We start from the raw sequence: 26,202 nt of genomic DNA, 5'->3' as shown, positions 1-26,202 counted from the left end.
ATGGCCGCTTCGCCCATTCTGGAGGTCTCGGGCGTCTCGCTCGCCTTCGGCGGGGTGCGTGCGCTCAGCGACGTTTCTTTCAAAGTGCCCGAGGGCGCCATCACCGCCGTGATCGGTCCGAACGGCGCCGGCAAGACCTCGCTCTTCAACACGATCTCGGGCTTCTACCGGCCGCAGGCCGGCAGCATCCGCTTCGCCGGCGAAAGCCTTGAAGGCGTGCGCGCGCCGCAGCGCGCCGCGCGCGGGCTTGCCCGCACCTTCCAGAACATCGCGCTGTTCCGCGGCATGACCGTGCTCGACAACATCAAGCTCGGCCGCCACGCCCATATGCGCACCGGCGTGCTCGACGCGCTGTTCTATTGGGGCCGGGCGCAGAAGGAGGAGCTGGAGCTGCGCGCCGAGATCGAGGAGCGCATCATCGACTTCCTCGAGATCCAGCACATCCGCAACGCCTCGGTCGGCACGCTCTCCTACGGTCTGCAGAAGCGCGTCGAGCTGGCGCGCGCGCTCGCCATGCGCCCGCGCATCCTGATGCTCGACGAGCCGGTCGCGGGCATGAACCGCGAGGAGACCGAGGACATGGCCCGCTTCATCCTCGACGTGAAAGAGGAATGGGGCGTCACCATCCTGATGGTCGAGCACGACATGGGCATGGTGATGGACATCTCCGACCATGTCGTCGTGCTGAATTTCGGCCAGGTCATCGCCAGCGGCACGCCGCGCGAGGTCCAGGGCAACGAGGCCGTGATCGCCGCCTATCTCGGCTCCGGCGATGTCGGCGCGATCGCGCGCCGGATCAAGGCGGAGGCGGCGTGATGGATACGCTCTTCCTCTTCGAAGTCACCCTGGCCGGCCTCGGCGCCGGCGCGCTCTATGCGCTGACCGGCGTCGCCTTCGTGCTGATCTACAAGGCCACCAGCGTGGTCAACCTCGCCATCGGCGAGATCCTGATGCTCGGCGGCTATGCCTTCCTCGGCTTCGCCGCCGGGCTCGGCCTGTCGCCCTGGCTCGCATTGCCGCTCGCGATCGCGGCGGGCGGCGTCTTGGGCTGGCTGGTCGAGCGCGCTCTGATCCGGCCGATGCTGGGCGAGAGCCCGATCTCGGTGTTCATGGTGACGATCGGCCTCGGCTCGATCCTGGCCGGCGTCGTGCAGCTCGGCTGGGGCGCCGATCCGCTGCGCCTGCCCGAATTCATGCCGTCGACGCCGGTCTTCATCGGCGAGGCCTATCTCGCACCCAAGGTCGCGATCGGCTTCGTCGCGGCAGCGGTGGTGATCGGGCTCTTCCTCGCGCTGTTCCGCTTCTCGCGCGGCGGCGTCGCGCTGAAGGCGACCGCAGCCGACCAGGGCGCGGCCTATTCGGTCGGGATCGACGTTCCCCGCGTCTTCTCCATCGCCTGGATCCTCGCCTGCGCCACCGCCGCCGGCGCCGGCGTGCTGGTCGGCGCGATCGGCGGGATCTCGCCGACCATGGGCGTGTTCGGCCTCTCGGTCCTCGTCGTCGTCATCATCGGCGGGCTCGACTCGATCGCCGGTGCGCTGGTCGGCGGCCTGCTGATCGGGCTGGTCGAGGCGCTCGCCGGCACTTTTCTCGGCGGCGAGTTCAAGCTCGTCGTCACCTTCGCACTGCTGCTCGTGCTGCTGATGGTCCGTCCCTACGGCCTGTTCGGCACCCACGAGATCGAGAGGCTCTAGCGCCATGCGGATCGGCACGCTCAAGACCAGCTATGCCGCTGACGAGGCGCTGTTCGACAGCTCCGTGCAGCGCGGACTGCTGATTCTGCTCGCGCTCGGGGCGATCGCTTTTCCCTTCGTCGCCAGTCCGTACTGGCTCTTCCTCGCCTGCCTCTGCGCAATCAATGTCGCGAGCGCGACGGGGCTCAATCTGCTCACCGGCTATACCGGCCTCGTGAGCCTCGGCCAGGCCGCCTTCATGAGCGTCGGCGCCTATACGGTGGCGGTGCTGGAGATCCGGCTCGGCACGCCCTTCCTGCTCAACCTGTTGATCGGCGCCGGTTTCGCGGCGGCGATCGGCGTCCTCGTCGGCATTCCCAGCCTCAAGGTGAAGGGGCTCTATCTCGCCATCGCGACGATCGCGGCCTCTGTCATCCTGCATTTCCTGTTCTCGCATTGGTCGCTGACCGGCGAGTCGCGCGGCCTGTCGATGCCGCCGGCGCGCCTGTTCGGCCTCAACCTCGACCAGCCCTTCCTGCTCTACTGGCTGATCATGCCGGTGACCTGCCTGATGGTGCTCGGCGCGGCGAACCTGCTGCGCACGCGGATCGGGCGCGCCTTCATCGCCATCCGCGACCGCGACATCTCGGCCGAAGTGCTCGGCATCCCGCTGCTGCGCTACAAGCTGACCAGCTTTGCGATCTCGTCCTTCTATGCCGGCCTTGCCGGCGGGCTCTGGGCCTATTTCTTCCGCGTCGTCACGCCCGAGAGCTTCCCGCTGGTCAATTCGATCTTCTACCTGGCGGCGATCATCGTCGGCGGCATGGGCACGATCCTCGGCGGTATCCTCGGCGCGGTCTTCATGACGCTGGTGCCGGAACTGCTCAAGTTCGTCGCGAACTGGGCGACGCCGATCTATCCGGACGCGCTCGCGGCACTGGCGCCGGTGCGCACCATCGTCTTCGGCGGGCTGATCGTCGGCTTCCTGATCTTCGAGCCGCGCGGCCTCGCCGAAATCTGGCGGCGGCTGCGGCGCTTCTTCCATCTCTGGCCGTTCAGGACCTGAGCATTTCGCCGAAACGGTTGCCGGCAAGAGCAGCCAAACCTTGGGGAGGATGACATGACGGACAAGCTCATCGACAGGCGCCAGCTCCTGGCCGGCACCGCGGCGCTCGCCGGCGGGTTGGCGCTCGGCGTCAGGCCGCTCGCGGCGCAGGAGGGCGGCGACATCGTGCTCGGCGGCTCGATCCCGCTGACCGGCGTCTTCGCCTTCGCCGGCGTCGGCATCCATGCCGGCATCCAGGATTATCTCAAGATCCTGAACGATGGCGGCGGCATCAAGGGCCGCAAGATCAAGTATGTTGCCGAGGACACCGCCTACAAGGTCGATGCCTCGGTCGCCGCCTTCAACAAGATCACCGGCCAGGAGAAGGTCTCGCTCTACTATGGCGACTCGACCGGCTTCTCGAAGACGATCAATCCCGAGCTCGAGCGCCGCGGCAGCATGCTCATGGCCGGCGCCTCCTTCGCCACCGAGCTCAACGATCCCAAGAAGTTCCCGCTGCAGTTCATGGCCGGGCCCGACTACACCGAGATGTTCGGCATCCTCTTGCGCTACATCGCCAAGGAGAAGCCGGGCGCGCGCGTCGCCTTCGTCTATTCCGACAGCGAGTTCGGGCGCGATCCGATCGCGCCGAGCGAGGCCGTCGCCAAGGATTTGAAGCTCACCGTCGTCGAGAAGATCGTGACCCCGCCCGGCAGCGTCGACGTCTCGACCGAGGTGCTGAAGCTGCGCCGCGCCAATCCCGACTTCACGATCTTCCACGGCTATGTGCTGGCGCCGATCCCGGAATTCGTCACCCAGGCGAAGCAGATGGGCATGAAGAGCCAGTTCATGGGCACGTTCTGGACCATGGACAACTCGACCGTGCAGCGCATGGGCGACGCCGCCGAGGGCTTCATGGGCGTGATGCCGTACCGCTACTATTACGACAAGGAAGGCACCGCGCCGATGCTGGAGAAGATCCGGCAGATGCGTCCGGAATATCAGTCGACCGGCTATCTGCAGGGCTTCGTCACCGCCATGCTGATGGCCGAGGCGGTCAAGCGCACGCTCGATGCCGGCAAGGAGCTGACCGGCGCCAATCTCAAGGCCGGGCTCAACAGCATCAAGGATTTCGACACGGGCGGCCTGTTCGGCGTGCCGATCTCGATCCCCGGCAATTCCGTGCCGGTCGGGCGCATCTACCGCTTCGACGCCAAGGCCAAGCAGATGCAGCCGGCCTCCGACTGGATCAAGCTGTAACGGCGGCGGCTAGGTGAGAGGCTAGAGGTCATGGCCGGTCCCGCGGTGCTCGACGTCAACAATGTCGAGGTGGTCTATAACCGGACCGTGCAGGTGCTGCGCGGGCTGTCGCTGCAAGTGCCGGAGGGCGAGATCGTCGCCCTTCTCGGCTCGAACGGCGCCGGCAAGTCGACGCTGCTCAAGGCGGTGTCGAACCTGCTCTCGCTCGAGGATGGCGACGTCACCGCCGGTGCCATCCGCTTCCGCGGCGACGATGTCGCCGCCTTGAGCCCGCACGGCCTCGTCCGGCGCGGCCTCTTCCATGTCATGGAGGGGCGGCGGATCTTCGAGGACCTCTCGGTCGAGGAGAACCTCACCGCCGCGACTTTCGCGCTGACCGGGCGCAAGTTGCCCGCCGCCGATTTCGACCTGGTCTACAGCTACTTTCCGCGGCTGCACGAGCGCCGGAAAGGGCTCGCCGGCTATCTCTCTGGCGGCGAGCAGCAGATGCTGGCGATCGGGCGGGCGCTGATCGCCCGGCCGTCTTTGATCCTGCTCGACGAGCCCTCGCTCGGCCTTGCGCCCAAGCTGGTCGAGGAGATCTTCGCGATCATCGCCCGTATCAATGCCGAGCAGAAGGTCTCGATGCTGCTGGTCGAGCAGAACGCCGCCGTCGCCTTCGCCGTGGCGAACTACGGCTACATCCTCGAAATGGGCAAGGTCGTGATCGACGGGCCGGTCGAGAAGCTGATGCGCGACCAGGACGTGCGCGAATTCTATCTCGGCCTCGGCGGGGCGGGGGGCGAGCGCAGCTATCGCGACATCAAGCACTACAAGCGCCGCAAGCGCTGGCTCTCGTAGGGATGGCGGCGATGCGCGAGCTTCCGAACCTCACTCTGCCGCAGATGCTGCGCGAGAATGCGCGGACCATGCCGGAGCGTATCGCGCTCAGGCAGAAGGATTTCGGCATCTGGCTGCCGATCAGCTGGGCGGATTACGATCGCCGCGCTCGGCATTTTGGCCTCGGCTTGCGCGCGCTCGGCCTCGCCGAAGGCGGCCATGTCGGTATCCTCTGCGAGAACCGGGCCGAGTGGGTCGTCGCCCAGCTTGGCGCCGGCATGGTCAGTGCTGTCGCGATCGGCGTCTACGCGACCAGCCCGGCCAACGAGGTTGCGTATGTACTGGGGCATGCCGAGGTCGAGATCGTGGTCTGCGAGGACCAGGAGCAGACCGACAAGGTGCTGGAGCGGCTGGAGGAACTGCCGCGGCTGAAACGGATCGTGGTGATCGACCCCAAGGGCCTGCGCAATTACGCCTCGGAGCTCGTCATCGCCTTCGCCGAGGTGCTGCGGCTCGGTGCCGAGCATGAGACCGCGCACCCCGGCCTGGTCGAGGCCTGCCTCGCCGCGCAGACCTCCGCCGATATCGGTCTGATGGTCTACACCTCCGGTTCGACCGGCAAGCCCAAGGGAGCGATGCTGAGCTATCGCAACATGCGAGCCCAGGCGGCCGGCGTGGTCGAGCGGCTCGGCTATGACGCGACCACGACCAACCTGTCCTATCTGCCGCTCTGCCATGTCGCGGAGCAGATGCTGAGCACGATGGCGCCGATCTATTCAGGCTCCTGCGTCTCCTTCGGCGAGTCGATCCGCACCGTGCAGGAAGATCTACGCGAGATTGCGCCGACGCTTTTCCTCGGCGTTCCCCGCATCTGGGAGAAATTGCACGCCGCGATCCACATCAAGCTGATGGAGGCCGGCGGCTGGCGCCGGGCCCTGTTCGAAGCCGGCCTTGCCGCCTGCGAGCCCTTCGCCACCAAGCCGAAAGCGGCGCGCAGCCTGCGCGAGAAGGCGATCGCGGGCTTCTACCACCTCGTCATCTTCCGGGCGCTGCAGAACTTCATCGGCCTGCGCAAGGCGAAGGTGGCGCTGACCGGCGCCGCCCCGATCCCGCCGCGCATCGTGCAGTTCTTCCGTACGCTCGGCGTGCCTCTCGTCGAGGTCTACGGCCTGACCGAGACCTCGGGCATGTCGGTTGGCCAGCGCCTTGAGCACCTGTTGCCTGCTTCAGTTGGCGAGGCCGTCGCCGGCACCGAGCTCAAGCTCGGCGACCATGGCGAGCTCCTGCTGCGCGGCGACATCGTCTTCGAGGGCTATTTCCGCAATCCGGAAGCGACGCAAGACGTGCTGCGTGAAGGCTGGCTCCACACCGGCGACGTCGCCGTGATCGAGGCTGGCCAGGTCCGGATCGTCGATCGTCTCAAGGACATCATGATCACCGCCGGCGGCAAGAACCTCAGCCCGTCCGAGATCGAGAACACGGTGAAGGGCAGCGCCTTTATCAAGGAGTGCATCGTCGTTGCCGACGGGCGCCGCTACCCCTCCGCCCTGATCCAGATCGACGCCGAGACCGTCGGCAAATGGGCTGAGGAGAACCGCATCGCCTTCACCCATTTCCGCAGCCTCGCCGAACATCAGCGCGTGCGCGAGCTGGTCGCAGCCGAGATCGAGCAGGCAAACAGCCAGCTCGCGCCGGTGGCCCAGCTCAAGCGCTTCCACCTGCTCGTCAAGGAACTCGACCATGACGATGACGAGGTCACCGCGACGATGAAGGTGCGGCGAGCCAGCATCGCGAAGAAATACGCCGCCGAGATCGAAGGGCTGTACAAGCCCGAGCGGCAGGCCGAACCCGTTTGAGGAGAACCATCATGAGCCGACATGTCGTCATCACCGCGGGCGTGCGCACTGCGATCGGAACCTTCGGCGGAGCGCTCTCCGGCCATGCCCCGACCGCGCTCGGCGCAGCTTGCGTCGCCGAGGCGCTGCGCCGGGCCGAGCTGCCGGCCTCAGAGGTCGAGCATGTCGTGTTCGGCAACGTCATCCTGACCGAATCCAAGGACGCCTATCTCGCCCGCATCGCCGCGATCGACGCCGGCATCCCGGTCGAGGTGCCGGCAATGACGCTGAACCGCCTCTGCGGCTCCGGCGTGCAGGCAATCGTCTCCGCGGCCCAGTCAATCATGCTGGGCGATTGCGACACTGCCGTTGCCGGCGGCGCGGAGACGATGAGCCGCGCGCCACATCTGCTCTCGACCGCCCGTTTCGGCCAGCGCATGGGCGACACCGTCGCCTCCGACCATCTGACCGGTATCCTGACCGACCCGTTCGGCAACGGCATCATGGGCATCACTGCCGAGAATGTCGCCGAGCGCTACGGTATCGATCGCGAGGCGCAGGACGCCTTCGCCGCCGAGAGCCAACGCCGCGCCGCCGAGGCGATCAATGCCGGTCGCTTCCACGAGCAGATCCTGCCGGTCGAGGTCCGCAAGGGCCGCGACACGATCAGCTTCGACACCGACGAGCATCCCAAGCCCGGCACGACGGTGGAGACGCTGAAGGGCCTGCGTCCGACCTTCAAGAAGGACGGCACGGTCACGCCGGGCAATGCCTCGGGCATCAATGACGGCGCCGCCGCCGTGGTGCTGATGGAGGAAGGCCGGGCCAGTCGCGAGGGTAAGCCGATCCTGGCGCGCATCGTCGGCTACGCCCATGCCGGCGTCGAGCCGGGGGTGATGGGCATCGGCCCGGTGCCGGCGGTGCAGGCGCTACTCAAGCGCACGGGGCTGTCATTGAAAGATTTCGACGTGATCGAGTCGAACGAGGCCTTCGCCGCTCAGGCCTGCGCGGTCGCCAAGGAGCTCGGCTTCGACCCGGCCAAGGTCAATCCGAATGGCGGCGCGATCGCGCTCGGCCATCCGGTCGGCGCGACCGGCGCGATCATCACCTTGAAGGCGGCCTATGAGCTGAAGCGCACCGGTGGCCGCTACGGGCTGGTGACGATGTGCATCGGCGGCGGCCAGGGCATCGCGCTCGCGATCGAGCGGGCCTGATCGGGCCATGGCGGCAGCCCTCTGGAAGACGCCGGCTGAGCGCGAGCACGAGCGTGCCCTGAAGCGTGAGGCCGTGCTGCGCGTCGCGGCGCAGGCCTTTGCCGAGCGAGGCTTCCACCGCACCTCGCTCGACGATGTCGCCGAGCGCCTGAACGTCACCAAGCCGACGATCTATCACTATGTCCGCAGCAAGGACGAGATTCTGTTCGAATGCGTGCGCATCGGACTGGAGCGGCTCGACGCCGCCGCTGCCTCGGCGCAGGCGAGGCGTAGCGGTGGCAGTGGGCTCGAGCGGTTGATCGTGCTTTGGACCGAATACGCCCATATTGTTACCGAGGATTTCGGGCGCTGTCTCATCCTCGTCGGCGAGGATCCTCTGCCGGCCGAGACGCGCAAGGAATTGCGCGCGCTCAAGGGCAAGATCGACAAGCGCTTCCGCGGGCTGATCGAAGCCGGCATCGCCGACGGCTCGATCCGCTCCTGCGATCCCAAGCTGCTCGCTTTCGCTGCTGCTGGCGCGCTGAGCTGGATCGCGCGCTGGCACGATCCGGCCGGGCCGCTCTCGGTCGAGCACATCGCCCGCGAGACGATCGGCCTCTTCGTCAACGGCATCGGGGCGAGCAGTCTCGGGCCGGAGTGCCGTTTCCACTCTGGCGGCTCCGACGCTGCCGAATGAGTGCCAGGCTCCTGCCTGCTTTCGGACGGTGTACCGACGCCGGCTAGTGGCGCATAGCGACTGCTCTATTGCGAAGGCAGCGACCGCCCGGTTCGCAAGGCATGGGCCCAATCGGTCCGGCCATTGGCTTCTGCGCGCCGGGCTGCACCATTCCAGTCATAGGCGACCGCGTGGTGCTCGATTTCGATTGCATCTGCCATCGTGACAACAGCGAAACGAGCGTAGGGAGAACCGCTTTCCGAGACATGATGGCTTGGCTGCGTGGCGTTATAGGCCGGATTGCCGACGCTGCCAGGATTGATGACGACAATGCCGTTGTCGAGCCGCAGCAGGCGCGGCTGATGGCTGTGCCCGCATAGGACCACGGCGGAGCCGGCCGTGCCGATCAGCGCCTCGACCGTCTCGGGGCGGGCGGCGACCAGGCGGCCGCCTTCGATCTCGTCGAGGAGATAGGTGTCGTCGTCCTTCGGGCTGGCATGAAAGCAGCGCGCCTTGCCGACCTCGAGCTCGAACGGAAGGGCTGCCAGCCAATCGCGGGCCTCGGCGTCGAGGTCTCGCCAGGCGAAGCTGTCGGAGGCGCCGAGTCCGTCCGGAGAGGCCGCGCCGAGCGCCCGGTCATGATTGCCGCGGACATGGCTCATCGTGCTGGCGCGCAGGAGCCGGACGGTCTCCGCCGGCCAGAGCGGACCCGAGGCGCAGTCGCCGAGATTGACGATCCGATCGATGGGCAGCCCGGCGAGTTTGGACAGCACGGCCTCGAGAGCCGGCAGGTTGCCGTGTACATCAGCGATGACGCCTAACCGCATGTCGGAAATCCCGAATCTGCAGCCGGTCTTGCGCCGGCCAATCTTGTGATGGCGCGTCCCGAGTTTCGCGCCAAGACCCGGGACGTCGTGCTTTTCGGGATCGACCCGGCCGAGAGGGTCACGCCGCCCAGGGCAGGGACCAGGTCTTGACGTTGGTGAAGGACTTCATCGCCTCGACGACGCCCTCCTTGTAGCCGAGGCCGGAGTCCTTGATGCCACCGAAGGGCGACATCTCGATCCGGTAGCCCGGGACCTCCCAGAGATTGACCGTACCGACCTCGAGCTCGGCGACGAAGCGCTGGATGTAGTCGAAGCGGTTGGTGCAGATGCCGGAAGACAGGCCATAGGCAGTCGAATTCGAGATCGCGATGACCTTGGCGATGTCGTCGGGCACCCTGATGATCGGGATGACCGGGCCGAAGGTCTCCTCATGCACGAGCTCGCAGGTGTAGGGGACCTTGTCGACCACAGTCGGATGGAACAGGGCTCCTTCCGCCCGCTTGCCGTAGAGAACTTCGGCGCCCTTCGTCACCGCATCGTCGACGCGAGCCTGGAAGAGCGCGGCCGAGCGGGCGTTGATGACGGTGCCGACATCGGTCGCCGGGTCCATCGGATCGCCGCATCTCAGCGCCTTCGCCTTATCGACCACCAGCCTGGAGAAGGCGTCGGCGACGCTCTCGACCACCAGGATGCGCTTCACCGCCGTGCAGCGCTGGCCCGAGTTCTTGGTCGCGCCGGCGACGGCAAGCTCGGCCGCCTTGTCGAGATCGGCGTCCTCCATGACGATCAGCGGGTCGTTGCCGCCGAGTTCGAGCACGATGCGCTTGTAGCCGGCGGTCGCGGCGATGTGCTTGCCGACCCGAACCGAGCCGGTGAAGGTCACCAGATCCGCATCGGGATCGGTGATCATCGCATCGCCCATGGTCGAGGGATTGCCGGTGACCACCGAGAGCATCTCCGGCGGCAACCCGGCCTCGTAGAGCACGTCGGCCAGCGCCAGCGCCGTCAGCGGGGTGAGTTCCGTCGGCTTCAGCACGAGGCGGTTATTGGTCGCGATCGCCGGCGCCAGCTTGTGGCTGACCATGTTGAGCGGGTGGTTGAACGGGGTGATCGCCGAGATCACCCCGAGCAGCGGCTGGCGCGTCGTGAAGATCTTGCGGGCCTTGCCGTTCGGCGAGATGTCACAGGAGAACATCTCGCCATCGTCCTTGATGGTGAGCTGGGCCGCAAAGGACCAGACGTCGTAGGCGCGGCTGGCCTCATAGAGCGAGTCCTTCCAGCACAGGCCGGCCTCGGCGGTGATCAGCCGGGCGAAGTCTTCCTTGCGTGCGAACAGGAGTTCGGCCGTCTTCTGCAGGATGCGCTGGCGCTCATAGCGGGAAAGCTTGGGCTTGAACGCCTTGGCCTTGGCGAAGGCCTCGCGGACATGCTCGGGACGGGCGGCCGGGATCAGCCCGACGACGCTGTCGTCATAGGGGTTCCTGACCTCGACCATGTCCTCGGTCGAGACGAGCTTGCCGGCGATGCGCATCGCCTCGCGCCGCACCGGCGGCTTCACGGTCGCGTTCATCGTCAGTGCACCAGGTTCAGGGCGACGTCGAAGACGTCGAAATTGCGCAAGGTTCGCCCCTCCGGGACGGTGATCGGCCGGTTGGCGATCATCGGCACGCGCTGCTCGGTGATGCCGCCATGCGAGCGCAGCGGCTCGGTCAGACCGGAGAGGTCGTGCCTGTCGGGTGAGGTGCCGATCACCTTCTGCCGGGTCGAGATCGCGACGACGTCGCCGATCCGGTCGGCCGGCAGCTCGAAGCGCTCGCAGGCCTCGGCCGCGGTCACCGCCAGGGCGATACCGTCGACGCCGGAGATGCGGGCGGCGACCTCTTCCTGGCTGACGCCCTCGGGCAGGTAGACCGTGGCGAAGGAGCCGAGCGCGCCGTGATGGACGACATAGGGGTCGGTGATCGGCAGGATCACCCGCATGGTGCCCTTGCCGTACCACTCGTCCATCAGGCTCTGCAGATAGATGACATCCGGCTCGCCATTGGCCAGGTGCTTGTCGTTCATGCCGTGGTCGGCGGTGATGACGAGCGTGCAGCCGAGCGCGTCGAGCTTGCCGACATACCCGTCGAACATGGCGTAGAAGCTGTCGGCCATCTCCGAGCCCGGCGCCGCCTTGTGCTGCACATAGTCGGTGGTCGAGAGATACATCAGGTCCGGCTTGAAGCTCTCGAGCAGCTTGACGCCGGCGGCGAAGACGAACTCGGAGAGATCGGCCGAATAGACCGACGGCACCGGCATGCCGACGAAATCCAGCACCTTCTCGATGCCGTTTTCCGCCTTGTTCGCCTTGTCGGCCTTTTCTGAGGAGAAGGCGATTGCCGAGCCGCTGCTGAAATCGAGCCCCTTGCCGAGCAGGGTGCGCAGCTTGTCCTTGGCGGTGACCATCGCGACCTTGAGGCCGGCCTTCTGAAACTCGGCGAGGATGGTCGGCGCGCGCAGGAAGCGGGCATCGTTCATCATCACCTCTTCCCTGGCCTCGCGGTCGTAGAAGAAGTTGCCGGCGATACCATGGATCGCCGGCGGGCGGCCGGTGATGATCGAGAGGTTGTTGGGGTTGGTGAAGCTCGGGATCACTGAATAGGCGTGAGTGCTCGCGCCCGTTCGCATGATCCTGTCGAGATGCGGGGTCAGCCCCTTGGCGCTCGCCGCCTCGATATAGGCCGGCTCCGAGCCGTCCATGCAGATCACCACCGTCGGGCGCTGCGGGCGGGCATAGCTGCGCCCATTGGCGACGACATCCGCGCCAAGCTTCGAATGCATGTTCATGACGAACTCCTTGGGTCGGCGCCGATCAGCGGATCAGGGCGCGGACGCGGGACGAGACCAGGTCGGCGATCAGGACCATGGCGAGGATCACGAGGATGCAGGTCGCGGTGTCCTGGTATTTGAAGAGCTTCATCGAGGAGACGAGTTCGAAGCCGATGCCGCCGGCCCCGACCATGCCGAGCACGGTCGACTGGCGGACATTGGTCTCGAGCCGGTAGAAGATCGTCCCGAGCCAGGCCGGCAGGACCTGCGGCAGCACGCCGAAGAAGAAGGTCTTGAACGGGCCGACTCCTGCCGAGCGGAAAGCCTCCAGCGGCCCCTCGTCGATATCCTCCATCGCCTCGGCGAAGAATTTGCCGAGCATGCCGGCGCCATGGATGGCGAGCGCCAGCACGCCGGCGAAGGGGCCGAGGCCGATGGCGGCGACGAAGATCAGCGCCAGGATGATCTCGTTGATGCCGCGCATGCAGTTGAGCAATTGCCGCGTCGCGTGGAAGACGACCGGGCTCGGGCTCAAATTGCGTGCCGCGAAGAAGCAGACCGGCAGGGCAATGACGACGCCGAGCAAGGTGCCCCAGACCGCGACCTGCAGGCTCTCCAGCGCCGGCCGCCAGAGCCGCTCGAGGAATTCCGGATTGGGCGGCACCATCCGGACGAGGAAGTCCCACATATAGGGGATGCCGTTCCAGAGGTTGTTGGCGTTGATCTGGGAGCCGACCGCCGCCCACCACAGGAAGACCATTGCGGCGAGCGTGACCAAGCCGACGCCCCACCAGCCGAAGCGTCCCTGCGGCGGGCGGATGACGAGTTGCAGCGTTCCGAACGACATGTGCTTGCTCCCCGTCAGGCGGTTGCGGTGGCGATCATCGGCGCCAGCGCGGGCTGGCTGGCCGGACGAGGCTTGAGGACGCGGCTGATGCCGGGATCTTCGAGGCCGGGATAGATCTGGTGGACGATCTCGGAGGTGAGCTGATCGGGCGTGTCGTCGAAGATCACTCGCCCGCCGCTCAGGCCCACGATGCGCTCGCCGAACTCAACGGCGTAGTCGACCTGGTGGAGATTGCAGATCACCGCGATCCCTTCCTCCTTGCAGATCGCCTTGAGATAGCCGAGCACGATGCGCGAGGTCTTGGGATCCAGGCTCGCCACCGGCTCGTCGCAGAGGATCACGGCCGGCTGCTGCGCCAGCGCGCGAGCGATGCCGACGCGCTGCTGCTCGCCGCCGGAGAGCTGGTCGCCGCGCGAATTCGCCTTCTGGGCGAGCTCGACCCGTGCCAGGCAGTCCATCGCGATCGCGACATCCTCTCTTGGGAAGAGCTGTAGCATCGAGAGGAAGGACGAGAGCCCGGCCATCCGGCCGACCAGCACGTTCTTCAGCACCGACAGGCGCTTCACCAGGTTGTGGTGCTGGAAGATCATCGCCACCGGCCGCTTGCCGGCGGCCCCGCGCTTCAGGTCGAGCACCTTGCCGTCGATGACAGTCCGCCCCGCATCGGGCTGGGCGAGCCCGTTGATGCAGCGCAGCAGCGTCGACTTGCCGGCGCCGCTGGGGCCGAGCACGACGAGGAACTCGCCGGCTTTGACGCTGAGGTCGATGCCTTGCAGGACCGGGCGGCCCGCATAGGACTTCTTCAGCCCTTCGATCTTGATCATGCCGCTTCCTCCGCCGGTCGCGTTTGCGCGACTACTTCATCTTGGTGAGATCGAGCTTCAGCACCTTCGCGGTCTCGCGAATGATGTCGTAGGCTTGGTCGTTGGTCTCGACGAAGCGGTTGAGCTTGCCCTGGTCGGCCCAGGTGATGTCGCGGATGTTCAGGAAGGCCGATTTGATGTTCGCCTTCAGATCATCCGGCAGGTTCTTGCGCCAGCAGGTCGGCGATTCCGGGATCGGGTCCGACTCCCAGACGACGTGGATGTCGGCGCGATCGACCAGCTTCTTCTGCACGGCAGCATCGAGGATGCGATCGGCGATCGTCGCGGCGTCGACACGCTTGTTGGCGACCGCGAGCGCATTGGCGTCGTGCGAGCCGGTGAAGAGGACGCGGCCGAAATCCTTCTCCGGGTCGAAGCCGAGCTTCATCAGCCCGGCCTTCGGGAAGAGGTGACCTGAGGTCGAGGAGGGGTCGACGAAGGCGAAGGTGCGGCCCTTCAGGTCCTTCCAGTCGCCGATGCCGCTGTCCTTCCGCGCGATGATCTGGCTGCGATAGTAGCTGCGGCTCGACTTGGCCGTCTCGGCTGTGGCGAAGGCCTCGATCGCCGCGACCGTGGTGCCGAGCACATAGGAGAACGGGCCGAGATAGGCGACGTCGACATGGTTCGAGCGCATCGCCTCGATCACGCCGTTATAGTCCGAGGCGACGAAGCCCTGAACTTGGATGCCGAGGTTCTTCTGGAGCGCGGCGAGGAGCTGGGCGCTCGATTCCAGCATCGCCCTGGAATCCTCGGACGGGATCAGCCCGACGCGGACCAGCTTGGTCTGGGCTCGGACCAGGGCCGGCGCTGCCAGCAGCGTTCCAGCGGCCAGTGAGCCTTTGAGTATCGCGCGACGTGTGGTGGTCATGTCATCCTCCCAAGATGATCCGGCGATCTTTTGATCTGCCGTGTGAACCGTTGCGGGCGTCGTTGCCCGTCTTGATCTCAGGCGGCCATGGCCGCCTGTCTGCCGATGAAGTTGCGGCCGCGCTCACCTTCGAGCGCCTTGCCGACGAGGCGGTTCCATTCGCCGGCCGAGACGCCATAGGCGGAAGGATCGGTCGCGACACCGAGATCCCTGAGGAAGGCGCCGAGCCGCTCGGCACCGGCTTCGAGGTCGGGGCCGAAGACCCGGCGCAGCGCCGCATCACATTGCGGCTGCGCGCCCATCGCCCAGCGCATCACCGTCGGCAGCGAGAAGGAGCAGGCGATGCCATGGATCGTGCCGCTCTTCAGGGTGATGTCGTAGGAGATGTTGTGGGCGAGCGCCGTCTTGGTGTTGGAGAAGGCGAGGCCCGCCAGCAGGCTGGCGCGCATCTGCCGGGTCCTGAGCTCGACATCGTCGAGGCGCTCCAGCAGGCGCGGCAGCGTCTCGATGATCTCCTTGGCCGCTTCGACGGCATAGTTCGCCGAGACCGGATTGCCGTTGACGTTCCAGATGCTCTCCAGCGCATGGGAGAGGGCATCGAGCCCGGTCGCCAGCGTCAGACCGCGCGGCGCGCCGACGGTGAGGGCAGGGTCGAGCACTGCGGTCTCAGGGTAGAGTCGGGGATGGGCGAGCGAGTACTTGCTGCCATTGGCCGAGTCCCAGACCGTCGCCCAGGAGGTGACTTCGGAGCCGGTGCCGGCCGTGGTCGGCACGGCGATGATCGGGATGATCGCCGCCTCGTCGAGCGGCGTCTTCTCGGTCAGGTGGCGGCGCACGGTCTCGAAATCGCCATCGCTGGCCGCCAGTACCTTTGCCGCATCGATCATCGAGCCGCCGCCGAGCGCGACGATGACCTCGGCCGGCTCGGCCGCACCGAACTGGCGGCAGGACTCGGCGAGATCGGCGCAATCGGGATTGGTCTCAATGTTGGTGATCGAGACGACCGGCGCGCCGGCGACCGCCGTCAGCCGGGCGGAAAACTCGCGGAAGAGCGGTTGGTCATAGGTGACGAGCGCCCAGCGCCGCTTGCCGATCAGACTCGCGACCTCGTCGAGCAGCCCGTTGCCGAACCGGATCTTCACGGGATTCCAGTAAGCCCAGTTCATGCGGTCCATCCCTCGCAATGCGCCTTGCCGGCTTCATTGCGAGGATGCTCACAGACCTCTGACCTCATAACAAATTGATTTTTTGATCCGAATGGATAGCAATTATCTATGCGTTATACCCAGCTCAGATCCTTCCACAATGTCGCCAATGCCGGCGGTTTCAACGCCGCGGCCGAAGCGTTCAACATCAGCCAGCCGACGCTGACGGCGCAGGTCGGCGCACTGGAGGAGGAGTTCGGCGTCGAGCTCTTCGTCAAGCGGGGGAGGCGGCGCGAACTGAGCGATACGGGGCGCGAGCTGCTCGCCATCACCACCCGGCTCTTCGCCGAGGAGGCCGAGGCGCTCGCCTTCCTGACGGAGTCACGCGAGCTCAGGACAGGCCGGCTCTCGATCGGCGCGGTCGGGCCCTTCCATGTCACGGAGATGCTCGCGGCCTTCAACCAGGCCTATCCGGGCATCGAGCTCGCGGTGAAGATCGGCAACTCGACCGAGGTGCTCGACGATCTCGCGAGCTATCGCTGCGACGTTGCGGTCCTCGCCTATATTGACGAGGATGACCGGCTCCTGACCATCCCCTATCGCCGCCATCCCGTGGCGGTCTTCGTGCGCCACGACCATCGCCTGGCCGGGCGCCGCAGCGTCCGGCTGGCGGAGCTGGAGGGCGAGCCGATGATCGTGCGCGAACGCGGATCGACGACGCGGCGGGCCTTCGAGGCGGCATTGGCCAGGACCGGAACCAAACCGCATCTCGTGATGGAAATCGGCAGCCGCGAGGCCGTCCGCGAAGCCGTGATCCGCGGGCTCGGCATCAGCTATGTCTCGGAGGCCGAGTTCGTTCCGGACAAGACCCTGAGCCTGATCCCGATCGAGGGGGCGGAGGTCTATACCTACGCGCATGTGGTCGTGCTGAAGCAGCGGCAGACCAGCCGCATCATCAAGGCCTTCCTCGATGTCGTGCATCGCACGCGCGGCGCTTTCGATGCTGGCGAGTTTTGATCTCGCCGCAAAACCAGCGACCAATGTTCAGTTCATGGGTTTGCTCTGAGGGCGCCGGAGTCAGGACCCGCCAGCCGGGCGCACCACGCGCTCGGCCCATGCCGAGACCGTCTCGGCCGTCGTCCTGAGATGGTCGGCCGACGAGAATCCGGAGATGCTCCTTCGTGGCTTCAGGTCGTGATCGCCATCCTCGAGCCATAGGAGTTCGATCTGCGGAGACAGCGTGTAGGTCGAGACCTCGTCCCGGGTGCCGAATTCGTCCCGTGTCCCCTGCGCAATGAGCGTCGGTGTCTTCAGACCAGCTAGGTGAGCCGTTCTCAGCTGCTCCGGCTTGCCGGGTGGATGAAAGGGGTAGCCGAGGCATAGAAGTCCCTGGATCCGCCCCGCCTCGAAGAGTTCGTCGGCGACCATGCTCGCCACGCGGCCGCCCATCGACTTGCCGCCGATGATGAGGGGCCCCTTTGCACCGAGCGCGTCGATTGCGGCGAGGTATTGCGGATTCAGCTTTTCGGCGCGCGGCGGCGGCGCGCGATGCCCGTTCGTTCGCCTGCCCGCCATATAGTCGAACTCGAACCGCCCGACGCGAAAGCCCGCTCCAGCCAGAGCCTTGGCGGCCGCCGTCATAGATGGCGAGTCCATCGGAGCCCCGGCTCCGTGAGCCAGCAGGATGGTCACTCCGGCTTCGTCGGGACCGTCGAAAAGAAACATCACGCCGTCCTGTGCTGCCAAGCCTCTCTGCATATCCAGGAAGCTTATCGCGCTTGCACGCATGCGCCATCCTGTCGCGAAGGCGCGCGCAATTGCGGCGGGAGCGATCGTCAGGCCGGAGCGAGTGCGGCCTCCACCCGGGCGCAGCGCACGAGCCGGCCTTCGCCGAGCGTCACTGCCGGCGGCAGCGCCGTCCGGCAGGCATCCTCCGCCTGCTTGCAGCGCGGCGCGAAGGAGCAGGAGGAAGGCGCCTCGTTCAACGGCGGCGGCGCGCCGGGAATGGCCTCCAGCCTTTCGCCCTTCTTCGCTCCGTGCAGGTTCGCCGCGAGGAGGCCGCGCGTATAGGGATGGCGCGGATCCCTGAGCAGCTCGCGTACCGTGCCGGTTTCGACGATCTGGCCGGCATACATCACGGCGAGCCGGTCGGAGACCTCAACCGCGACACCGATATCGTGTGTGACGAAGATCACGCCCATGCCGAGATCGCGCTGGAGCTGGCGCAACAGCAAGAGGATCTGGATCTGCACGGTGGCATCGAGCGCTGTCGTCGGCTCGTCCGCGAGCAGGAGCTTCGGTCGGGCGGCGAGCGCGAGCGCGATCATGGCGCGCTGGCGCATGCCGCCGGACATCTCGTGCGGATAGGCTTTCAGGCGTCGCTCGGGCGACGGGATGCGCACCAGCTCAAGCAGTTCGAGCGCGCGCGCCATCGCCTGCTTCGCCGAGAGCCTCTCATGGCGCATGATCGCCTCGGCGATCTGCTCGCCGACGGTGTAGACCGGGTCGAGCGCCAGCGCGGGGTCCTGGAAGATCATCGAGGTGACGGCGCCGCGATAGTCGGAGAGTTCCTGCGGGCTAAGCGCCAGCACGTCCTTGCCGTCGACCATGACCTTGCCGCCGATCTCGGTCCGGCTGTCCGGCAGCAGGCGCAGCAACGTCTTCAGCGTCACGCTCTTGCCAGAGCCGGATTCGCCGAGGATGCCGAGCACTTTGCCGGGCTCAAGCGTCAGCGAGACGCCGTTGACGGCATGGACCGTCTGCGCGCCCTTGAAGCGCACGGTGACGTTCTCCATCGCGACGAGCGGGGGACTCATGCGGCGTCCTCCAGCGCGGGAGCGCGGCTGTGGCCGGAGCCGGGGATCTCCATGTGGCAGGCGGCAAGCCGCGCGCCGCCGCCGACCGGGGTCAGCGCCGGCTTGGCCTTGGAACAGACCGTCTGTGCCTGCGGACAGCGCGGGTGGAAGCGGCAGCCTTCGGGCGGGTTGATCGGGTTCGGCGGATCGCCGGCGAGAGGCGCCTCCATCGTCCGGTTGTCCGGGTCCATCGAGGGCATCGCCGAGAGCAGCGCCCGCGTATAGGGATGGCGCGGATCGTCGTAGAGCTCCTCGACCGGGCCGATCTCCACGACCTCGCCGAGATACATCACCATGACGCGGTCGCTGATGAAGCGGACGACGTTGAGGTCGTGGCTGATGAAGATGTAGGTCAGCCCGAACTCCTCGCGCAGATCCATCAGCAGGTTGAGCACCTGCGCCTCGACCGATTTGTCGAGCGCCGAGACGGCTTCGTCGAGGATGACGAGGCGCGGCCCGAGCGCCAGCGCGCGGGCGATGTTGACACGCTGGCGCTGGCCGCCGGAGAGCTCGTGCGGATAGCGCGCCGCGAAGCGGGCGGGATCGAGCCCGACGCGGGCGAGCAGGTCGCGGGCCCGCAGGATCGCGCCGGATTTCGGGACGCCGTGCACGGTCGGCCCGAAGGCAATCGAATCCTCGATGGTCAGCCGCGGATTGAGCGAGGCGAACGAATCCTGGAAGACCATCTGCGCCTGGCGGCGATAGTCCTTGAGCGACAGTGCGGTGCTGCCCACGGCCTCACCGTCGAACAGCATTTCGCCCTCGTCCTGCGGGATCAGCTGCATGACCACGCGTGCCGTCGTCGACTTGCCGCAGCCGGATTCGCCGACAACGCCGAGCGTCTCGCCCTTCATCACCGTGAAGTCGACGCCGTCGACGGCGCGCACCATCGCGCCGCGCCCGAGTGGGAAATGCTTGGTCAGCGTCCGCGCCTCGAACAGCGGGGTACCGGCGCCGCCGCGGTCGAGTCCGTCTTCGGCATGGAGCGAGAGCGACATGGGTCAGCCTTTCACGTCCATGGCCGAGCGCAGCCCGTCCGACAGCAGGTTGAAGGAGATCGAGGTGATGAAGATCGCGACGCCCGGCAGCGCGGCGACCCAGGGTTGGACATAGATCGCAGTGCGCAGCGTGTTCAGCATCAGGCCCCATTCCGGCGTCGGCGGCTTGGTGCCGAGCCCGAGGAAGGAGAGGCCCGAGGCCAGGATCATCGAGACCGAGATCAGGCTGGTGGCATAGACGAAGATCGGCCCGAGCACGTTGCCGAGGACATGGACGCGGATGATCGTGCCGGAGCCGGCGCCGGAGGCGCGCGCCGCCTCGACATAGTCCATCGCCCGGACCTGCGTCGTCACGCTCTCGGCGATGCGGGCGATCGGCGGGATGAAGACGATGGTGAGCGAGAGCAGCGAGTTGAAGATACCGGCCCCCAATGCTCCCGACAGCGCGATCGCCAGCAGCACAGAGGGGAAGGCGTAGAAGATGTCGACCGTGCGCATCGCGATGGTGTTGAACTTGCCACCGAAGAAGCCGGCGGCGACCCCGATCAGCGAGCCGAAGCCGAAGGCGATGAAGACCGGCACCACGCCCATGAACAGCGACAGCCGGGCGCCGTGGATCAGGCGCGAGAGCATGTCACGGCCGAGCTCGTCGGCGCCGAGCGGATAGCCCGGCGTGCCGATCGGGCGCAGGCGCCGCAGCATCGAGGAGCGGGTCGGGTCGGCCGGGGCGATATAGTCGGCGAAGACCGCCATCAGGATGATCAGCAGCACGACGATGCCGGCGCCGACAGCGACCTTGTCCCTGCGGAAGCGCCTGAAGACGCCGGACCAGTAGCCGGAAGAGCGCGCTGGCTGGGGCAATGTCGCTGTCGGCACTGCGGCCGGGGAGGTCACTGCACTCATCAGCGTCTCCTCACGCGCGGGTCGAGCAGGCCCTGGACGATGTCGACGAGGACGTTGAGGCCGACGAAGAACATGGCGAGGACGAGGATCGTGCCCTGCAGCAGCGGCAGGTCGCGCTGGAAGATGGCGTTGCCGAGCAGGAAGCCAGTGCCCGGCCAGGAGAACACCGTCTCGATCAGGATCGATCCCCCTAGCAAGTAGCCGAGCTGGAGGCCCATTACCGCGAGCGCGGTCGGCGCAGCGTTCTTCACGACATGACGGAAGACGCCGAAATCCATCAGCCCCTTGGCGCGCAGCGCCGGCACGAATTCCTGGTTCAGGATGTCGGCGACGAGGGCGCGAACGGTCCGCGAGATGATGCCCATCGGGATCACCGACATGGTGACCGCGGGCAGGATCATGTGGCTGACATGCTCCCAGTCCCATTTCCAGGCGGCCGAGCCGCCGGGGCCGGCGCCGCCGGGCGGCAGCCAGCCGAGCTGCACCGAGAACACGATCACCAGCACCATGCCGAGCCAGTAATGCGGGACGCTGACGCCGAGCACGGCGAGCAGGGAGGCGAACTTGTCGAGGAGGGAGCCGCGGAAATAGCCGGCGACGAAGCCGAAGAAGCAGCCGAGGACGAAGCCGATCACGGTGGCGAGGCAGGCGATCATCAAGGTGTTGCCGACCGCGCGCCAGACTTCGGCGGCGACCGGGCGGCCGGTCGCGATCGAGGTGCCGAGATCGCCCTGCAGCGCCTTCCAGAGCCAGAGGCCGAACTGCACCGGCAGCGGCCGGTCGAAGCCGTAGAGCTTCCGGATCTCCTCCTGCATCTGCTGCGAGGCGTCCGGCGGCAGCACCGACGTCAGCGGGTCGCCGGGCGCGATATGGACGAGCAGGAAGCAGAACAGGCTGACGCCGAGCGCCACCGGCAGCACATAGAGGATGCGCTTGGCGAGATAGGTCAGCATGGCCGGCCCCGCGTCATTCGCCGCTCACTTGTCCATTGAGATCGGCGAAAAATCCTGGAACCAGTTCTGCGCCTGGACGAAGCCCTTGACCTTGGCCGACAGGGCGCGCGGGTTGACGTCGTGGGTCACCATCAGGAAGAGCGCGTCGTCGACGTATTTCTCATGCGTCTTCTGCAGGATCTTGGTCTGCTCGGCCGGATCGAAGGTGGTGCGGATCTGGTCGAAGAGCTTGTCCATCTCTGGGTCGCAATAGATGCCCCAATTGGTGCCCGCCGGCGGCTTCAGATCGCATTGCAGATGGCGGATGAAGCCGGTGAACGGGTCCTGGATAAAATAGGTGTAGTTCATCCCCGTCGCCTTGCGCGACGACTCATGGTTCGCGCCGGCGCGCCAGATGTTGATCAGCGTGTTCCACTCGACCACTTCGAAATCGACCTTGATGCCGATTTCGGCGAGGTTCTGCTGGACGAACTCGTTCATTGGCAGCGGCTGCATCTGGCCCGAGCCGGAGGGCGAGATCAGGATCCGGGTCTGGAGCGGCTTGGCCGTGGAGTAGCCGGCCTCGGCGAGCAGCTTCTTCGCCGCCGCGGGATCGTATTTCAGCTTGAAGCTCGGCTTGCCGAACCATTGATGGCCGGGCGGATAGAAGCCCTCGGCCGGGATCATCATGCCGCCGAGCAACTCCTTCAGCCCGTCGCGGTCGATGGCGAGATTGGCTGCCTTGCGCACGCGGATGTCGTTCCAGGGCGAGCCCTCGACGCGCGAGAGATGCCAGGTCCAGTTGTGCGGATAGGCATTGGTGACGATCTTGTAGCCGGCACCTTTCAGCGACTCGACGAGATCGGACGCCGGTGCCTCGATCCAGTCGACTTGGCCGGAGCGCAGCGCGGCGGCGCGTGCATTCGGCTCCGGCAGCGGCAGCAGCACGAGCTTGTCGAGCTTGGGCACCCGCGCCTTGTCCCAGTAGTCCTTGAACGGTGAGAGCTCAGCCCGCTCGCGCGGCTGGAAGGCAGTGAGCTGCCAGGGGCCGGTGCCGGACGGCGTCCTGGCGAAGGCTTCCCAGCTCTTGCCGAGCTTCTCCCACTGCGCCGGCGAGGACATCATCACCCAGGCGAGCTGGTAGGGCAGCGTCGCATCGGGCGACTTGGTGGTGATCTCGACCTTGTACTTGTCGATCACCTTGTAGGCAGCGACTGCCGGGATGCGCGAGCGGCCCTGCGCCGCCTGGCGCTGGTCGAATTGTGGGCTGTCGTTCTTGAGCAGCTTGTCGAGGTTCCAGACCACCGCCTCGGCGGTGAATTCGGAACCGTCATGGAACTTCACGCCCTCGCGCAGGGTGAAGCTCCATTTGGTCTTGTCGCTCGCATCGACCGCCCAGGCGGTGGCGAGGCCGGGCTTGAGGTCGGAGGGCTTGTCAGCGCTGGAGAGGTCCCAGTTGATCAGCGCGTCATAGACCGTATAGCCCATGAAGCGCATGCCTTCGCCGCCCTGGTCGGTCTGGCCGGTGGTCAGCGGAATGTCCGAAGCGGTCATGCCGATGCGCAGCGTGCCTTGCGCCAGGGCTGGCTGGGCAAGGAGCGCGCCGGCGGCGAGCGAGAGGGCCAGGGCTGAGCGGAGCATCGGGCACCTTTGATCTGGAAGGGTTCTGAACCGGCTCAGCAAGGGCCGTGCCATGCGCAGAAGCGGTGGAACCTCGCCGTCATGCTCGCCCTTTTGGCGAGCATCCACGTCTTGGACACCGCACTCGTCGAACGAAGACGTGGATGGTCGGGACGAGCCCGACCATGACGGAGAGCGGTCAGGCCTATCGCCCCGTCACTCCATCGACATTGGCGCGAGGTCGATGAACCAGCTCTTGGGCTGGACCACGCCCTTGACCTTGGCGCTCATCGCGCGCGGGCCGACATCGTGCGCCACCCAGACGAAGGGCGCCTCCTCGACGATGCGGGCGTGGAGCTTGGCGAGAGCCGCGTCGCGCGCCGTACCGTCGAAGGAGGTACGGGCGTCGGCGATCAGCTTGTCGAACTCGTCATTGCCGAAATAGCCCCAGTTGTTGGAGACCGGCGGGAAGGTCTTGGTCGAGACGAAGCGGACCATGGCGAAGAACGGGTCCATCGCCGCATAGGTGACGTTGGTGGCGTTGGCGCCGCGGGCATTGGCGTGCTTGGCGCCCTCGCGCCAGTTGGTGAAGACGGCGTTCCACTCGCCGACCTCGAGCGCGACGTCGAAATAGCAGTCCTTCAGTGCCTGCTGCATGAACTCGTTCATCGGCAGCGGCTGCATCTGGCCCGAGCCCGAGGCCGAGGTCAGCACCTTGACCTTCGCCGGCTTGGAAGCCGAGAAGCCGGCCTCGGTCATCAGCTTCTTGGCGGCGTCGAGATCGTATTTGATCTCGAATTTCGGATTGCCCCACCAGGGGTGGCCGGGCGGCACGGTGCCTTTCGGCACCTCCATCAGCCCGCCGAGCAGCGTCTTCAACTCCTCGCGGTTGACGCAGAGATTGGCGGCGTGGCGCACCTTCTTGTCGAGCCAGACCGAGCCCTCGGCGAAGGAGAGCTGCCAGGGCCAGACATGCGGCTGGGCATTGGTATAGAGCGAGAAGCCGCGCTGCTTGATCTGCGGCACCGCGTCCGGCGCCGGCGCCTCGATCCAGTCGACCTGGCCCGAGAGCAGGGCGGCGGTGCGCGCGTTCGCTTCCGGCAGCGGCAGCAGCACGACCCGGTCGACCTTCGGCATGCGCTTGGGATCCCAATAGGCCTTGTTGGCGACCATCTCGAAGCGCTCGCGCGGCACCAGCCGCACGCCCTTGAACGGCCCGGTGCCGGATGGGTCGGCCGAGAAGGCGGCCCAGGCCTGCTTGGAGCGCTCGGCGGCATCGGTCACCGAGGCCGGCACGGCGGCGAGCTTGGCGGCCCAGTGCGCGGGCGAGGCCATGTAGAGATTGGTCAGATTGATCGGCAGGAAGGCGTCCGGCTCGGAGGTGGTCAGCTCGACGGTGAGCGGATCGAGCGCCTTGGCCGACTTCAAGGTCGGCATGCGCGAGACGGTGACGCCTACTTGGTCGGCAGCAAAGTGAGCCGCCTCTTTGTTGAGCACTTTCTCGACATTCCAGACCACTGCGGCGGCATCGAAGGCCGAACCGTCCTGGAACTTTACATCGGGCCGGAGCTTGAACACCCATTTCGTCTTGTCGCTGGCATCGACCGCCCATTCCGTGGCGAGGCCGGGAATGACGACGCTGGCCTTGTCGGCAGAGGACAGATCCCAGTTGGTCAGCCCGTCATACATCGGGATTCCGGTGAAGCGATTGCCCTCGAAGCCCTGGTCGGGCTGGCCATGGGTGCGCGGGATATCGGCGGCGGTCATGCCGATGCGCAGCACCTTCTCCTGGCCCAGAGCGGCGCCCGCGAGCGCGGTGGAGAAGCCGAACGCCAGCATGACGGCGCGCGTGATGGATTTGGATGACATGATGGTGCTCCCCTCGAGGCCCGGCGTTGGTTCGCACGGATCGAGGTGGAGCTAGCAACGGTCATGCCACTGGATTCGATCGGCCGCTACAAGCGAAGCCTCGGGGCGCGGGTCTAAGAGGCAGGCTGTGCTTCCGGCATCTTCCACATGCCGTTCAGGAATACGGCGCGAGGACGGTAAAGTCGGAATGTGTAATTCCATCCCGGCGTGATCGGCAGGCAGTTCGCGATCTTGCCGTCGCAGCCGCCGAACTGGATGTCGATCGCGCCATCAGCGCTTGTCTTGCCGGTGATGCTGTTGACCGAATAGGCGTCGTAATCGTTCTTCTGGAAGAAGCCCTTGTCGTTATAGACGCTGATCGACCAGAACGCGTCGACGGGGACCTCCTTGAGCTTGAGCTTGTAGACCGTCTTGCCGTCGTTCCTGGCCGGGGTGAATGAGGGATAGGACGCGTCCTTGTCAGGGTTGCCGCCCCAGCCGGCGGCCGTGCCGAGCAAGTGCATCACCGGATCGACCTTTCCCTTTGGGCCGAACGCGTTGGTGAAGCTGCCCGATGATGCGGCGGAGAGCGCTTCGAGCGCATCACGGATCTTCTTCTGCTGAGCCAGGTCCCAGTTCGGAGCCTCGAACCTGCCGGCCGACTTCTGCTCCACCTTCAGCGCATCCTGCAGGGCGTGAACCTGCGCGAGGTCCTTGCTGTCGTTGGGATCGACGAGGATGCGGACCGCAACGAACACATAGCGGGTGCCGATCTTGTCCCGGGTGAGTGTCGTGCGGCCCGGCCTGTAGACCACCATCGGGGTGTAATGGTCTTCGCTGATGACCTGCATCGAGACGAAGCGCTTGCCGGCATCGGGAAGGGTGATGGTCACCGGACCGGCGTCGAGGTCGAAGAGCGCCTGGGAATAGAGCGTATCCCGGTTCATCCTGACCACGGGCTGGTTGTCGATCGGCGTCGGCGTCCTGCTATGGGCGAACTTGCCGAGGGCGCCGGCGTCCACCGTCTTGCGCATGTAGAAATCGCTCTCGGCCCGCTTGAAGTTGCCGAGATTGACTGGAACCGTTTGTGCAGATGCCACACATGGCGCGAGAACCAGGAAACCCAGGCTGTAGACCGACATCATTCGCATCGAACGGTACCCCATTGGTGTCTTTGATCCATTTTC

The 26,202-nt window shown here is 66.3% G+C and carries 24 protein-coding genes; 9 read left to right on the top strand and 15 right to left on the bottom strand.

Annotated features, from left to right (window positions below):
• From ACWIGM_RS20415 to ACWIGM_RS20380, 8 genes are read left to right on the top strand one after another with little or no spacing between them, the layout of a single operon-like run.
• A complete protein-coding gene (locus ACWIGM_RS20415) occupies positions 1 to 816 on the top strand; it encodes an ABC transporter ATP-binding protein (protein ID WP_454027773.1) in 816 nt (271 codons plus the stop codon).
• Positions 816 to 1,694: a branched-chain amino acid ABC transporter permease gene (locus ACWIGM_RS20410; protein WP_454027772.1), complete on the top strand. Its 879-nt coding sequence runs from the start codon at positions 816 to 818 to the stop codon at positions 1,692 to 1,694. The genes ACWIGM_RS20415 and ACWIGM_RS20410 overlap by 1 nt, the downstream gene beginning before the upstream one ends.
• A gap of 4 nt (positions 1,695 to 1,698) precedes the next feature.
• Entirely contained in the window at positions 1,699 to 2,739 is a 1,041-nt protein-coding gene (locus ACWIGM_RS20405; RefSeq protein ID WP_454027771.1) for a branched-chain amino acid ABC transporter permease, read from the top strand.
• A gap of 54 nt (positions 2,740 to 2,793) precedes the next feature.
• Positions 2,794 to 3,978: an ABC transporter substrate-binding protein gene (locus tag ACWIGM_RS20400; RefSeq protein ID WP_454027770.1), complete on the top strand. Its 1,185-nt coding sequence runs from the start codon at positions 2,794 to 2,796 to the stop codon at positions 3,976 to 3,978.
• Positions 3,979 to 4,008: 30 nt separating this feature from the next.
• Entirely contained in the window at positions 4,009 to 4,818 is an 810-nt protein-coding gene (locus ACWIGM_RS20395) for an ABC transporter ATP-binding protein (RefSeq protein ID WP_454027769.1), read from the top strand.
• Between the two features lie 11 nt (positions 4,819 to 4,829).
• A complete protein-coding gene (locus tag ACWIGM_RS20390; protein ID WP_454027768.1) occupies positions 4,830 to 6,653 on the top strand; it encodes an AMP-dependent synthetase/ligase in 1,824 nt (607 codons plus the stop codon).
• Positions 6,654 to 6,664: 11 nt separating this feature from the next.
• Positions 6,665 to 7,846 (top strand): beta-ketothiolase BktB, encoded by a 1,182-nt coding sequence (gene bktB / locus ACWIGM_RS20385; RefSeq protein ID WP_454027767.1) that lies wholly within the window; start codon positions 6,665 to 6,667, stop codon positions 7,844 to 7,846.
• Positions 7,847 to 7,853: 7 nt separating this feature from the next.
• Positions 7,854 to 8,522, top strand: coding sequence for a TetR/AcrR family transcriptional regulator (locus ACWIGM_RS20380; RefSeq protein ID WP_454027766.1), 669 nt, complete (start codon positions 7,854 to 7,856; stop codon positions 8,520 to 8,522).
• A 65-nt stretch (positions 8,523 to 8,587) separates the two neighbouring features.
• Here ACWIGM_RS20380 and ACWIGM_RS20375 read toward each other — a convergent pair whose 3' ends face one another.
• The 7 genes from ACWIGM_RS20375 to psrA all read right to left on the bottom strand — a co-directional run bounded on the left by ACWIGM_RS20375 (position 8,588) and on the right by psrA (position 15,880).
• Positions 8,588 to 9,328: a metallophosphoesterase family protein gene (locus ACWIGM_RS20375; RefSeq protein WP_454027765.1), complete on the bottom strand. Its 741-nt coding sequence runs from the start codon at positions 9,326 to 9,328 to the stop codon at positions 8,588 to 8,590.
• 118 nt (positions 9,329 to 9,446) lie between these two features.
• The gene (gene phnY, locus ACWIGM_RS20370; protein WP_454027764.1) at positions 9,447 to 10,898 is read right to left on the bottom strand and encodes a phosphonoacetaldehyde dehydrogenase; all 1,452 of its coding nucleotides are present in this window, start codon (positions 10,896 to 10,898) and stop codon (positions 9,447 to 9,449) included.
• A gap of 2 nt (positions 10,899 to 10,900) precedes the next feature.
• The gene (phnA, locus tag ACWIGM_RS20365; RefSeq protein WP_454027763.1) at positions 10,901 to 12,154 is read right to left on the bottom strand and encodes a phosphonoacetate hydrolase; all 1,254 of its coding nucleotides are present in this window, start codon (positions 12,152 to 12,154) and stop codon (positions 10,901 to 10,903) included.
• A 25-nt stretch (positions 12,155 to 12,179) separates the two neighbouring features.
• Entirely contained in the window at positions 12,180 to 12,983 is an 804-nt protein-coding gene (gene phnE / locus ACWIGM_RS20360) for a phosphonate ABC transporter, permease protein PhnE (RefSeq protein WP_454027762.1), read from the bottom strand.
• A 14-nt stretch (positions 12,984 to 12,997) separates the two neighbouring features.
• The gene (gene phnC, locus ACWIGM_RS20355) at positions 12,998 to 13,807 is read right to left on the bottom strand and encodes a phosphonate ABC transporter ATP-binding protein (RefSeq protein ID WP_454027761.1); all 810 of its coding nucleotides are present in this window, start codon (positions 13,805 to 13,807) and stop codon (positions 12,998 to 13,000) included.
• Positions 13,808 to 13,838: 31 nt separating this feature from the next.
• Positions 13,839 to 14,714, bottom strand: a complete 876-nt coding sequence (gene phnD, locus ACWIGM_RS20350; protein ID WP_454027760.1) for a phosphonate ABC transporter substrate-binding protein — start codon at positions 14,712 to 14,714, stop codon at positions 13,839 to 13,841.
• A gap of 77 nt (positions 14,715 to 14,791) precedes the next feature.
• Positions 14,792 to 15,880: an iron-containing alcohol dehydrogenase PsrA gene (psrA, locus tag ACWIGM_RS20345; protein ID WP_454027759.1), complete on the bottom strand. Its 1,089-nt coding sequence runs from the start codon at positions 15,878 to 15,880 to the stop codon at positions 14,792 to 14,794.
• A gap of 108 nt (positions 15,881 to 15,988) precedes the next feature.
• Here psrA and ACWIGM_RS20340 point away from each other — a divergent pair, with 108 nt between their 5' ends.
• A complete protein-coding gene (locus tag ACWIGM_RS20340; RefSeq protein ID WP_454027758.1) occupies positions 15,989 to 16,876 on the top strand; it encodes a LysR substrate-binding domain-containing protein in 888 nt (295 codons plus the stop codon).
• Between the two features lie 60 nt (positions 16,877 to 16,936).
• On the opposite strand, the gene ACWIGM_RS20335 is transcribed toward ACWIGM_RS20340, so the two are convergent.
• From ACWIGM_RS20335 to ACWIGM_RS20300, 8 genes are all read right to left on the bottom strand, one after another.
• Positions 16,937 to 17,584 carry an alpha/beta hydrolase family protein gene (locus ACWIGM_RS20335; RefSeq protein ID WP_454028032.1) on the bottom strand — a complete coding sequence of 216 codons (648 nt, stop codon included), beginning with the start codon at positions 17,582 to 17,584 and terminating at the stop codon, positions 16,937 to 16,939.
• A gap of 110 nt (positions 17,585 to 17,694) precedes the next feature.
• Positions 17,695 to 18,675 carry an ABC transporter ATP-binding protein gene (locus tag ACWIGM_RS20330; RefSeq protein ID WP_454027757.1) on the bottom strand — a complete coding sequence of 327 codons (981 nt, stop codon included), beginning with the start codon at positions 18,673 to 18,675 and terminating at the stop codon, positions 17,695 to 17,697.
• The gene (locus ACWIGM_RS20325; protein WP_454027756.1) at positions 18,672 to 19,712 is read right to left on the bottom strand and encodes an ABC transporter ATP-binding protein; all 1,041 of its coding nucleotides are present in this window, start codon (positions 19,710 to 19,712) and stop codon (positions 18,672 to 18,674) included. The genes ACWIGM_RS20330 and ACWIGM_RS20325 overlap by 4 nt, the downstream gene beginning before the upstream one ends.
• A gap of 3 nt (positions 19,713 to 19,715) precedes the next feature.
• Complete coding sequence (locus tag ACWIGM_RS20320; RefSeq protein ID WP_454027755.1) at positions 19,716 to 20,615, bottom strand: ABC transporter permease; 900 nt, start codon at positions 20,613 to 20,615, stop codon at positions 19,716 to 19,718.
• Complete coding sequence (locus ACWIGM_RS20315) at positions 20,615 to 21,568, bottom strand: ABC transporter permease (protein WP_454027754.1); 954 nt, start codon at positions 21,566 to 21,568, stop codon at positions 20,615 to 20,617. The genes ACWIGM_RS20320 and ACWIGM_RS20315 overlap by 1 nt, the downstream gene beginning before the upstream one ends.
• A gap of 24 nt (positions 21,569 to 21,592) precedes the next feature.
• Positions 21,593 to 23,188, bottom strand: a complete 1,596-nt coding sequence (locus tag ACWIGM_RS20310; RefSeq protein WP_454027753.1) for an ABC transporter substrate-binding protein — start codon at positions 23,186 to 23,188, stop codon at positions 21,593 to 21,595.
• A gap of 195 nt (positions 23,189 to 23,383) precedes the next feature.
• Positions 23,384 to 25,036, bottom strand: coding sequence for an ABC transporter substrate-binding protein (locus ACWIGM_RS20305; RefSeq protein WP_454027752.1), 1,653 nt, complete (start codon positions 25,034 to 25,036; stop codon positions 23,384 to 23,386).
• Between the two features lie 113 nt (positions 25,037 to 25,149).
• The gene (locus ACWIGM_RS20300) at positions 25,150 to 26,160 is read right to left on the bottom strand and encodes a DUF1254 domain-containing protein (protein ID WP_454028031.1); all 1,011 of its coding nucleotides are present in this window, start codon (positions 26,158 to 26,160) and stop codon (positions 25,150 to 25,152) included.
• Positions 26,161 to 26,202 lie beyond the last annotated feature (42 nt).

It is taken from the genome of Allobosea sp. NPDC055332 (genome assembly GCF_053645455.1).
This window is presented reverse-complemented; position numbering and strand designations above follow the sequence as displayed.